The organism is Streptococcus mitis (assembly GCF_005844455.1).
Classification (GTDB): domain Bacteria; phylum Bacillota; class Bacilli; order Lactobacillales; family Streptococcaceae; genus Streptococcus; species Streptococcus mitis_BF.
This window is the reverse complement of record NZ_SPGF01000059.1, coordinates 1-11,969: the sequence shown is the minus strand read 5'-3', so window position 1 is coordinate 11,969 and position 11,969 is coordinate 1. Positions and strand designations below refer to the sequence as shown.

11 protein-coding genes and 1 pseudogene are annotated in these 11,969 nt (G+C 39.4%); 2 read left to right on the top strand and 10 right to left on the bottom strand.

The annotated features are described in order from the left end of the window. Positions 1 to 474 (top strand): annotated as a pseudogene (locus FGQ53_RS09830) (transposase family protein); the annotation flags it as partial. Positions 475 to 581: 107 nt separating this feature from the next. Here the strand turns inward: FGQ53_RS09830 and FGQ53_RS09825 are convergent. Both FGQ53_RS09825 and FGQ53_RS09820 read right to left on the bottom strand, forming a co-directional pair. Continuing rightward, on the bottom strand, positions 582 to 1,058 hold the full coding sequence (locus FGQ53_RS09825; protein ID WP_138338330.1) for a hypothetical protein: 477 nt from the start codon (positions 1,056 to 1,058) through the stop codon (positions 582 to 584). Between the two features lie 13 nt (positions 1,059 to 1,071). Beyond that, positions 1,072 to 1,452: a hypothetical protein gene (locus tag FGQ53_RS09820; protein WP_138338329.1), complete on the bottom strand. Its 381-nt coding sequence runs from the start codon at positions 1,450 to 1,452 to the stop codon at positions 1,072 to 1,074. Between the two features lie 204 nt (positions 1,453 to 1,656). Here FGQ53_RS09820 and FGQ53_RS09815 point away from each other — a divergent pair, with 204 nt between their 5' ends. Then, entirely contained in the window at positions 1,657 to 2,448 is a 792-nt protein-coding gene (locus FGQ53_RS09815) for a DUF4037 domain-containing protein (protein ID WP_138338326.1), read from the top strand. A gap of 445 nt (positions 2,449 to 2,893) precedes the next feature. On the opposite strand, the gene ileS is transcribed toward FGQ53_RS09815, so the two are convergent. The 8 genes from ileS to ftsA form a co-directional block, all read right to left on the bottom strand. Continuing rightward, positions 2,894 to 5,686, bottom strand: a complete 2,793-nt coding sequence (ileS, locus tag FGQ53_RS09810; protein ID WP_138338323.1) for an isoleucine--tRNA ligase — start codon at positions 5,684 to 5,686, stop codon at positions 2,894 to 2,896. Between the two features lie 252 nt (positions 5,687 to 5,938). Further along, a complete protein-coding gene (locus FGQ53_RS09800; protein WP_319946273.1) occupies positions 5,939 to 6,820 on the bottom strand; it encodes a DivIVA domain-containing protein in 882 nt (293 codons plus the stop codon). An 8-nt stretch (positions 6,821 to 6,828) separates the two neighbouring features. After that, a complete protein-coding gene (locus FGQ53_RS09795; protein ID WP_138338321.1) occupies positions 6,829 to 7,614 on the bottom strand; it encodes an RNA-binding protein in 786 nt (261 codons plus the stop codon). Then, positions 7,611 to 7,874: a YggT family protein gene (locus FGQ53_RS09790; protein ID WP_000576513.1), complete on the bottom strand. Its 264-nt coding sequence runs from the start codon at positions 7,872 to 7,874 to the stop codon at positions 7,611 to 7,613. The genes FGQ53_RS09795 and FGQ53_RS09790 overlap by 4 nt, the downstream gene beginning before the upstream one ends. Further along, on the bottom strand, positions 7,874 to 8,413 hold the full coding sequence (locus FGQ53_RS09785; protein WP_138338318.1) for a cell division protein SepF: 540 nt from the start codon (positions 8,411 to 8,413) through the stop codon (positions 7,874 to 7,876). Before FGQ53_RS09785 ends, FGQ53_RS09790 begins: the two co-directional genes overlap by 1 nt. A 9-nt stretch (positions 8,414 to 8,422) precedes the next feature. Further along, a complete protein-coding gene (locus FGQ53_RS09780) occupies positions 8,423 to 9,094 on the bottom strand; it encodes a YggS family pyridoxal phosphate-dependent enzyme (RefSeq protein WP_138338315.1) in 672 nt (223 codons plus the stop codon). 4 nt (positions 9,095 to 9,098) lie between these two features. Beyond that, a complete protein-coding gene (gene ftsZ, locus FGQ53_RS09775) occupies positions 9,099 to 10,358 on the bottom strand; it encodes a cell division protein FtsZ (RefSeq protein ID WP_138338312.1) in 1,260 nt (419 codons plus the stop codon). 16 nt (positions 10,359 to 10,374) lie between these two features. Further along, the gene (ftsA, locus tag FGQ53_RS09770; RefSeq protein ID WP_138338309.1) at positions 10,375 to 11,748 is read right to left on the bottom strand and encodes a cell division protein FtsA; all 1,374 of its coding nucleotides are present in this window, start codon (positions 11,746 to 11,748) and stop codon (positions 10,375 to 10,377) included. Positions 11,749 to 11,969: the final 221 nt, after the last annotated feature.

Below are 11,969 nucleotides of genomic sequence, written 5' to 3'. Positions count from 1 at the left end.
TGATTGTGGATGCAACAGAGGTAAAAATCAATCGTCCTAAAAAAATCAACTAGCCAATTATTCTGGTAAAAAGAAATGCCATACTATGAAGGCTCAAGCGATTGCCACAAGCCAAGGGAGAATTGTTTCTTTGGATATTGCGGTGAACTATTGCCACGATATGAAATTGTTCAAATGAGTCGCAGAAACATCGGACAAGCTGGTAAAATCTTGGCAGACAGTGGTTATCAAGGGATCATGAAGATGTATTCACAAGCGCAAACTCCGAGGAAATCAAGCAAACTTAAGCCACTAACTCTTGAAGATAAAGCCTATAACCATGCGCTATCCAAAGAGAGAATCAAGGTTGAGAATATTTTTGCCAAAGTAAAAACGTTTAAAATATTTTCAACAACCTATCGAAATCGACGCAAACGGTTTGGATTACGAATGAATTTGATTGCTGGAATTATCAACCGTGAACTAGGATTTTAGTTTCGCAGGAAGTCTATTATTTAATCTTTAAAAAACACCCCAATTTCTAACATTTGGGGTGTAATTTTACCAATCATTCTCAGTTACTACAAAAAATAATTTCTATCTTATTGTAGTTGCGATGTCAAAGTTTTCAACTGTTTTTGCAAATTGTCTCTAAAATCTTTCAATTGTTGAGACAATTTTGATTTATCATCTTCCTTGAGCTCAGTTGACCCTAGCAAATCATATATTTTTTTCTGTGCATCGAATAATTTTTGAGTTGACTCTTTTAGTTTGGTAAACGACTCATTATTTTCCATAGCTGTTCCTTTGAAACTTTCCTCAGCTTTAGTAAAATAATCATCAAAAATCTTTTTATAAAGATCTATATAATCTGCATAAGTACGCATTGATTCAATCGCATCGTCTGTTACAACCGGTGTATCAAAAGTGATTGTTTCTTTTGAGGTATTAGATGTTGCTACTGTCTTCTCATCATTACTTGTTGAAGTAGTCTTTGAACTTTGTGCTCCACATGCAACGAGAAGAGAAACAGATAATAGAACTACTCCTAGACCGATAAACTTTTTTGTTCTTTTCATGCTAAAACACCTTTTATTCTTCTGATTTGAATTTTTTCAATGTTGCAAGGAATAGAGATCCTCCGATAATAGCAAGGATGCCCCCAACCCATCCTAAGAATGGAATGAGACTAACTCCACCAGAAACAATCATTAGTACAGACGGAGCTGCACCTACACGATTATCTCCTTTATAGTAAACAATAGCAATGATTCCAAGAACAAGATTTGCAATCTTCAAGGCATTCAAGAGTAAGGCAACACCTGAAATAGCCCCTGCAGTAGCTCCTCCATTAAGAGTTGTAGCAGCTGTATTTACCGCTGTTCCCAACAAGACAAAAGGACCAATAAGAAGTAAAATTCCTCCCACAAGACCGACGATACCACCAATTAAAGCAAGTGTTTTTGATTTCATAATAAAATCTCCTTTTTATTTTTTTCAAATAAAATTGTATCATATTTGCTTAAAAAAAAAAGCATTTTCTGAAATTATAAAATAAAAACTTGCATAATATGAAATAAAATTAAGCAAATATGTGAAAAGAAATTTCCATTTCACCCTTGCTAGTCTCCTTACTTTTTGTTAGAATGATGTCAAAAAATAAAGAAGGTTAACATTATGCCACAACATCTCTTTAAAGAATTGGCTCAACTAGAGCAAGTAGAGGCTCTAGCTCTAGGAGGTTCACGGGCCGGACAAGATTTTGACAAAGACTCTGATTATGATGTATATGTCTATCTCAGTGCTCCTCTCTCGCCAGACATACGAAAAGAAATTCTCAGTAAATACTGCTCCTATATGGAAATCGGTATTCAATTTTGGGAATTGGAAGACGATTGTGTTCTCAATAATGGTATCGAAATCGAGCTGATTTACCGCTCTTTGGACGAATTTGACAAAGATTTACAAGCCGTAGTTTTAGAGCACCAAGCCCAGAATTCTTACACTACTTGTATGTGGTACAATCTTCTCAACAGTAAGATTATATACGATCAAGATGGTCGCTATGCTGCCCTCCAGAAAAAGTACAATCTTCCTTATCCAGCTGAACTGAAAAAGAATATCATAAACAAGCAGTCCCTGCTTCTCGACCAAGCTATGCCAGCTTTTTCAAGACAAATCAAAAAAGCCCTCAAACGCCAAGATTTACTCAGCATCAATCACCGCACTAGTGAGTTTTTCGCCTCTTATTTCGATTTGCTCTTCGCCTTCAATGAGCAGCTCCATCCAGGAGAAAAACGCATGCTCCAGTTCGCAAAAAACAATTGCTCTCATCTACCTCAAAATTTTGAAAACGATATTCAAGACTACTTTCAACATCTCTACCAACTAGCTCACCAGCAGAAAACAGTCCTAACTTTGGAGCATCTCCTATCAAATCTTAAACACTTGATTGATGAATCCATTTAGAACGTCAACAGATAAAAGCTCATGAAATCTACTTTTCAGATGATTCATGAGCTTTTTGAAATTCAACAATATATAGTAGATTGAAATAAGATGTGAACAAATTGATTAGGAAAGTCAAATTAATGTATAGAAATATTTTAGCAACCACGGCGTACTGTTCTAGATTCAATCCACTATACAACGATGTAAAGTTATACTCAATGAAAATCAAAAAGCGAACTAGGAAGCTAGCCGCAAGCTGTACTTAAGTACGGTAAGGCGACGCTGACGTGGTTTGAAGAGATTTTCGAAGAGTATTAATTGAAACAAGAAAACGACAATAATCTTCTAGCATTATAAAAACGCATCATATCAGATATTCAAAACCTTGATACAATACGTTTTATAGACTATAAGATTAGTTGTCTTTTCTTCTCAGATTGAGTTTCCCACGAACTTTTCAAACTTATTTCTCTTCAAATCCTTCTGCTACTGCGTCTGCAAAGTTTTCTTCTACGATGCTTGCACAGTGGTCACAGATGACTGCGTGGTAGCTGCATTCTGCTGTTGTCGGGTCGATGCGACGGCAACGGTCACATACTTCACCTACAGCGCGTTCTACTGTGAAGGCTACATCTTCGAAGCTAACGGCAGCTTCTGGAGCTGGGCCTTCTGCGATGGTCAATTCAGACACAATCAAAAGTTGAGCTACATTGCTGTCTAGTGCTTCGAGTAGGGTTTTCACCACTTCGTTTGGATAAACTGTCAAGTGTGCTTCAAGTGATTTACCGATAACTTTGGCATTACGAGCTTCTTCCAAGGCTTTTTGAGCTTGTCCACGGAAGTCCATGAAGGCAGCCCAGGTATCCATGATTTCTTCTTGGTTAGCAAATGTCTCTGCTTCTGGCAATTCTGACAATTGAACAAAATCTTCTGCTTCAAACTCAAGATATGACCAGATTTCTTCCGCAGTGTGAGGAAGAATTGGTGTCAAGAGTTTGGTGATTTTTACAAGAATGTCATAGAAGACAGTCTGCATTTGACGGCGTTCCAATGATTTGGCACCTTCGATATAAACAACATCTTTAGCAAAATCAAGGTAAAAGGCTGACAAATCAACGTTGATAAAGTTCACCAAGGCCTTGTAGATTGTCAAGAATTCAAAGTCAGCATAAGCATCACGAATAGTCTTCACAAGCTGGTTAAAGCGAATCGTCATGTACTTATCAACTGAACGAAGCTCATTGTAAGCTACTGTATCTTGAGCTGGGTTAAAGTCAGATGTATTGGCAATCAAGAAACGAAGGGTGTTACGAATCTTACGGTAAGTTTCAGAGACTTGGCTCAAGATATCCATAGAGATACGTACGTCATTGCTTGAGTCAACACTTGTTACCCAGAGACGCAAGATTTCCGCACCAAATTGTTTTTCAACATCGCTTGGAGCAATAGTATTTCCAAGAGATTTAGACATCTTCTCACCTTTCCCATCAAGGGCAAAACCTTGTGACAAGATTTGTTTGTAAGGCGCTACACCATGGTTGGCAACAGATGTGATAAGTGATGAGTTGAACCAACCACGGTATTGGTCAGAACCTTCAAGGTAAAGATCTGCTGGGTAAGTCAACTCTGGACGGTTTACTACAACTCCATTCCATGATGAACCTGAGTCAAACCAAACATCCATGATATCTGTTTCTTTTTTGAACTCGCCATTTGGTGAACCTGGATGAGTAAATCCTTCTGGTAAGAGGTCCTTAGCATCACGTTCCCACCAGATGATAGAACCGTGTTCCTCAAAGAGTTGAGCTACATGTTCAATCGTTTCAGCTGTCATGATAGCTGTACCATCTTCTGCGTAGAAGATTGGAAGTGGAACACCCCAAGCACGTTGACGAGAGATAACCCAGTCGCCACGGTCACGAATCATGTTGTACAGACGGACTTTACCCCATTCTGAGTGGAATTTCACTTTTTCAATTTCATCCAAGATTTCTTGGCGGAATTTAGATACTGAGGCAAACCACTGTGGAACTGCACGCCAGATGATTGGTTTTTTCGTACGCCAGTCAAATGGGTATGAGTGAGAGATTTCTTCTTGAGCAAGGAGAAGATTACCAAGTTTTTCGATAACAGTTGGAACCACCTTGTCATAGAATTGACCTTCAAACTCAGCACCAGCATTAGCCATCATGATACCACGCTCGTTAACAGTGACTGCGACTTCAAGACCATTAGCAATACCGACATTGTAGTCATCCTCACCAAAACCAGGAGCTGTATGGACAATACCTGTACCAGAGTCAGTTGTAACGTGGTCACCAAGGATAACGAGCTCATCTACAGCTGTATCCCATGGGTGTTCTGTTACGATGTGGTTCAATTCTTGACCACGGTAAGTCGCCAAAACTTGAACATTAACCCAGCCAAATTTCTCAGACAAGCTAGTCAACAATTCTGCAGCAACCACAAACTTACGAGCTTCACCAGCAGGTTGAACCAAAACGTAATCAATATCTGCACCAACAGTCAAACCACGAGAAGCTGTGATAGTAAATGGAGTAGTTGTCCAGACAACGATATAAGTATCTGTATCTAGAACACCTTTGCCATCTTTTACCTTATTGGCATAGTAAAGAGAAGTTGAAACTAAGTCATGGTATTCAATCTCTGCTTCCGCAAGAGCAGACTCAGATGACCAAGACCAGTAAACTGGTTTGGCACCACGGTAGATATAGCCTTTATTAGCCATTTCACCGAAGACACGGATTTGCGCTGCTTCATAATCAGGAGTCAAGGTCACATATGGATTTTCCCAGTCACCAGAAACACCCAAACGTTTGAAGTCTTCACGTTGTTTATCTACTTGTGAAAGAGCGTATGCACGGCAAAGTTTCAAGTACTCAACCAAGTCCATTTCTTTACGTTTGACACCCTGTTTTGCCAAAACTTGCTCGATTGGCAGACCATGTGTATCCCAACCTGGAATATAGGGTGCATAAAATCCTGACATAGATTTTGAACGAACAATGATATCTTTTGAAATCTTGTTCATAGCGTGTCCTACGTGGATATTTCCGTTTGCGTATGGAGGGCCATCATGCAAGGTGAAATGAGGTTTTCCTTGGTTCAATTCTTGACGACGTTGATAAAGTTTTGCATCTTCCCATTCCTTTTGCCAAACTGGCTCTTTGGTAGGAAGGCCTGCACGCATTGGGAAAGCTGTTTTCCCAAGATTAAGAGTATCTTTGAGTTTCATGGTATCTCCTTTATAAATAATAACAAATTAAAAACCACGACTTCTAAAAAGGACGAAAATCGTGGTACCACCTTTATTCGGAAAAAGATCTAGTCTTTCTCCCTCTTATCCCGTAACGTGGGAAACGTCAAATCTTACTAGCTTCAGACTTGAGTTTTTGAGAGGATAATCTTATCAATAGGGATTACAGGACTCACACCATCTCCTGCTCGCTGGAAATATAAGGATAAGATATTGTTCTCACATTATGTCTTATAAAATTGTAACGGATTCTTGCGGTGCTTCAAATCCTGGTGCTGAATCAACAGTTTCTGTAGCTGGTGTTGGACCTGAAAGATGCACTGGAGCTACTTCTGGTTCTTCATACATTGGACCAACTGGATGAGCAGGCTCTTCTTCAATTTGAGGACTCACTACAGGAGTTGGATTTTCCACTTCCTGTTTAGCCTGAGCTTCAAATTCAGCCAATTCTTTATTAGCTGCCTCAATACGAGCCTGTAACTCTGTCATTTCTTCTGGAGAAAATTGACGTGTCATATCAATTGGTTCTTCCTCAACTGATGAAGGAATCGGTTCCCCAAGCACTTCGCTAACAACTTCTTTAAAGGCATCATCACTGGTTTGAAGATAAGTAGCTGTTGGACGAAGAATATCTTCCCAATCTGAAGATTCAACAATAGCCAACTGACTCTCAATGGTAGATTTGAGACGTTGGTGGAAGACACGGCTCTTGTTCTTCAATTCTTCTGTTTCAACAGCAACTTTCTTAGCATTGTCTGTTGCTTGACGAAGAATCTCGTTTGCCTTATATTTAGCTTCTTCCAACAAGCGTTGCGCATCTTGCTCTGCTTGGTGAATGATATTGTTTGAACGTTCATGTGCCGCTTGTTTCACTCGCTCAGCTGTGTCTTGGGCAATCAATACAGACTGGCTCAATGAATCTTTCATCTCATCAAAGTAAGACAAACGTTCTTCCAAACTCTTAATATGTAATTCCTTGTCATGATTTGAGCGGACCAAATCTTCGTAATCACGAACTACAATATCTAAAAATTCATCGACTTCTTCTGGATCAAAACCTCTGAATCGAGTTCCAAAGGTCTTGTCCTTTATTTCTAATGATGTAATTGGCATTCTATTCCTCACTTACTTAATAATAACTGGACTGTTATTTTTTTCTTCTCTTTTTTAGTTTGTCCCTTATCTTGAAGCAACCTCAAACGCCCAAATTTTCTCACACTAATCAAGTCTCCAACTTGAACAGTATAATCTGATTTGTCTACCACATGATAATTTACTTGGACAAGTTTCTTTTCAATCAACTGGTTTGCTTGATTCCTAGATAGTTTCAAAACATTTGATAAAAGAACATCTAATCTAAAACTAGACACACATAAATCCAGCTCTCGATACTGTTCTAGCTTATCTATTTTCTCGGTGAAAGGACGTTCCTCCAGCGAAACGGGTATACGGCCAATTTTCTTTAATCCATCTTGAAAGAGAAGAAGAAACTGCTGATTAATCATAATCTGCGCCCGTTCTTCATCTACTAAGATATCTCCAAAAAGTTTCCGTTCAATCCCTAATTGATTGATGACTGTCCCTAAAATCTTAGCATGCGTTAAGTGTTCAAATTTATTGGAATACACAATTTCCTGGAGAGACATTTCAAAATCTGAAAACTCTGGTTGAAAATAATCTGGGTATAATAAAATTCGGACATACTCACTCGAGACGAATTCCCCACTACTGCTACAAGCAAGACCATAGGTTTTGGCCAAAATCTTTAATAGTTTCTCCTGATGAGGATTGACAAAAGGAGTTAAAAAAGGAGCATAGCTATCTTCTACCTTCTTTATCCATTCCATTCCCTTATCAAGAAATGGACAATCTTCTATGGAGAAATGCTGGTAAATCCCTTTATTCATCCTATCATCGCCAGAAAACGGACTAGGTTTTCTCCTAAAAATCGAACCAAAACAATCGCAACCCAAACAGATAAATCAAGACCCGCTATCTGTAAAGGCAAGCGCTGCAAGGGAGCGAGCACTGGTTTTACCAATGCTACAATCCAACGACCTAAACTTGATTCGTAGGCGCCTGGAAACCAAGACATGACAGCAAAGGCTACCAAAATCAGGGAGTAAATATCCACTGCATTATAAATCATACGAATTAAAAAAATCATTATCGTACTCTATTTCGTCTCATATCAAAATCAAACTCACCCTGTTGATTTTCATCTGGTAAACGAATATCTTCAATATTCACAACAACATTCACTGGTGTCAATAGATACATGGTAGAAGCTACCTTTTTCAAATTTCCAGCTAGAACATGGCAAGCTCCATCCAGATAATCTAAACAACGACGAGCTTGCACTTCGGTCATATATTGAAAATCAATCAAAATACTTTCGTTTCCTGCTAATAAATCAACAATTTCTATCGCATCTTCATATTTTCTAGGATAACGAACATCAATTGTTACTTTTTCAGTAGAATGCCGATTTTGCTTTGCTAACTCTTGTTGACGTGCATGCAGTCTAGTAATATTATTTTCTTGTGTACTATTTGTGCGTGGTGATTGATTCGTTGAGAGAGCCTTTTCCTGTGTAGAATTTACTGGAGTTAAAATAGGCTCATCTCGTTTTTCATTAGGGAGACTTAGGTCCTCATCCTCCGTAAAATAATCTATAAATCTATCGAATCTATCTTTTAAAGACATGGCTCTCTCCTACTTAAAAAATGCTGTACCTATACGAACAAAGGTGGAACCGAATTGAATCGCTTCTTTATAATCACGACTCATTCCCATACTTAACTCGGCCATAGGCATATTTGGAATTTGTTTTTCTTGGATTTCTTTTTGTAAATCTTGGGTCGCCTTGAAAATTTCTTTCAACTGCTCACTGCTAGCCTCAAAAGGTGCCATGGTCATTAAACCAACATATTCAATCTTATCTAGTTTGGCTAACTCTGGCAAGACTTCCAATAATTCTTCTCTCGAAAAGCCGTGTTTACTTTCTTCTTTAGAAATATTTACTTGAAGGAAACACTTGATGACTCGGTCACTTCTTTTTTGGATTTCCTCTGCTAGCTTTACTGAATCCAATGCATGGAAATAATCAACGTATTGAATGACATCTTTCACCTTACGTCTTTGCAAGGTACCAATCAAATGCCAAGTCACATCTCGATCTTTTAAAGCTTGATATTTCTCTAGAAACTTATCTACACGATTTTCACCGATATGATGAACCCCTAGCGGAAGCAAGGCTTCCGCTGTCGGTACATCTACATACTTGGTAACTGCAATGACAGAGACTGAGCCACTCTCGCGATGAGCACTCAGACTTGCTTCTGCGACTTCTCGAAAAACACGTTCTGTATTTTCTTTTACATTCATTTACTTAACGATTTTTGAAAAATGGAGGTGTATCCAACTCATCTTCATCTTGTGAATTTGGAATTTCAAAACGTTCTACCGGTGACACTACTGAATCAGTCGGACGAACAATTGTCTCGCGACGTAAATCCCAATCACCAAAAGCAGATCCTTGAGCTTGTTCCGAGCGACGTTGATTTTGTTTTGGCAATTCAGCTGTTTCTGCCATATCAAAATGACGATCAAAGCCATGTGAATGAGCTGGTTTCACTGTTTCACGGTAATTAGTAGTAGGTCTAGCTTGTGGAACCACAACCTTTTCTACGCGGTCTTGACGAACACCCGTTGCGACAACTGTTACACGAATTTCATCACGCATACTTTCATCAATTGAAGTACCGAGCCAGATGTTCACTCCTTGACCTGCTGCCTGGTTCACAATTTGTGAAGCCTCTTCAGCTTCAATCAAGGTTAAATCAAGACCACCAGTAACGTTGACAATCACATCTTCTGCACCGTCAATAGTTGTTTCAAGAAGCGGTGAGTAGATTGCTTTACGAGCTGCTTCAACAACACGTTCTTCTCCACTACCGATACCAATACCCATTAGGGCATTGCCTTTGTTTGCCATCACCGTTTTCACATCGGCAAAGTCAAGATTAATCAATCCTGGATTAGTAATCAAATCAGTAATCCCTTGAACACCTTGACGAAGAACGTTATCCGCTTCGCTAAGTGCTTCAAGAAGTGGAGTTTTCTTATCAACAATTTCAAGCAAGTTGTTGTTTGAGATGATCAATAAAGTATCTACATGCTCACGAAGCTGATTGATTCCTTCTACAGCAAATTGTCCACGTTTGCTTCCTTCAAAACCAAACGGACGTGTCACAACACCAACTGTAAGAGCACCTAAATCTTTAGCGATACGAGCAATAACAGGAGCAGCTCCAGTTCCAGAGCCTCCTCCCATACCAGCAGTGATGAAGACCATATCTGCGCCACTGATAGCTTCCGTCAGTGTTTCTTCGCTTTCTTCAGCAGCTTTACGACCAACCTCAGGTTGACCTCCTGCACCCAAACCACGAGTCAATTTAGGTCCCAACTGAATAACAGTCTCAGCTTTTGTACTACTCAATGCTTGTACATCTGTGTTTGCTGCGATAAATTCTACGCCTGTAACACCTTCGTCGACCATACGGTTGATGGCATTGCCACCACCTCCACCGACACCAATTACTTTAATCACTGCACCTTGAGCAGCAGCTGTATCAAATGAAAATGTCATAATTTATTTTTCCTCTTTATTCGTCAAACATGCTTCCGATCAAGCCACGGAAACGATCTGCTAATTTCGGTTTATTTTGTGAAGCTTGTTGGAAATCCGCTATTGGTTCTGTAGGCGCCACCGGCTCTACTTCTGGAGCAGGAGCTGGTTGAACAGGTGTTGATTGTACAAACTGAGGTGTTTTCTGAATCATTCCCCCAAAACTAATTGGTTGATGAGTCAGAGCAACTTCACCCTTGACTGCTCTTTGAGCCAAAAGATTGACTTCTGTCAATTGTCCAGCGAATTCCGATAGACTAATCACATGCGCAAAGGCTGGATTGCGAATACCAACTTGGTTTGGAACATAGAGTTTGACACGAACGCCAAAGACTTCTTGAGCCAATTCTACCATACCCGGTAAAATAGCATTTCCACCGATTAAAACAATTCCACCAGGAAAATCCAATAAATGTCTTCTCTCCAAGTCTTGTTTGATTTGTTCAAAGATATGCTTGATTCGTGCAGAAATAATCTCTGACAAGTAATTTTCTGTTACTTCAACAGGTTCTACTTCCCCAATAACCTCTACTTGGAAGGTTTCTTTACTTGCAAGAGGAGGGTAAGCCTCTCCATAGTTTAATTTCAAACCTTCAGCCAACTTCTGAGAAGTTTTCAAGACTTTAGAGATATCCTTAGTTACATAATCTCCGCCTTCTTGGAGAATATTGGTAAACTGGAGTTCTTGGTTACGAATTGTAGCGACAGTCGTTTGACCTGCCCCCATATCAATCACTGTAGCACCAAATTCACGTTCACCTTCGTTCAAAACTGATTGAACCATTGCTAGTGGTGAAATGATAACATTTTCAACCTGAACACCTGCACGCTCAACCGTCTTACGCAAATTGTGCAAGATAGTACGAGGACCTGTATAAAGCAAACCACGCATCTCAAGGCGAACCCCCATCATACCACGTGGGTCACGAATTCCTTGGAAACCATCCACAATAAATTCTTCAGGAATAAAGGTAATGACTTCACGGTCAGGTGTCATACTCTTTGTCAAAGCTGATTTGACAACATTTTCAACATCTTGATCCGTAATTTCCTTGGTATCAGATGTTACTGGAATCATCCCTTGAGTTGGTTCTACCTGCAGAAGATTACCAGGTAAGCCTACATTCACTGATTTAATCGAAATGCCTGCCTTTTCTTCCGCTTGGGAAATAGCTGATTTGATAGCAGTTGCTGCTGCATCAATATCAACTATAATTCCATCCTTTACACCTTTACTTTTGGCATTACTCACGCCAATTACATTTAATTCACCATTTCTCTGCTCGGCTACAAGCACCTTGACAGAGCTTGTTCCAATATCTAGACCTGTAAAAAAGCCTTCTCTAGCCATTACATCGCATCCTCTCTATCTTCCAAGTTTCTAACTTCGTAATATTCAATAGCTAAACGTGGGCATAGCTATTCACAAAATATTATAACACAAAAAATCTCATCGTGCTCAGTTTTTTCCTAAATTTACTAGCCAATTTTTTTGTTTGCTAACTTCTCAAAGTAACTTCCACTTGCCTGGTCAAAGTGGAAATTAGTCTAAAACGGATTTTTATGGTGGAA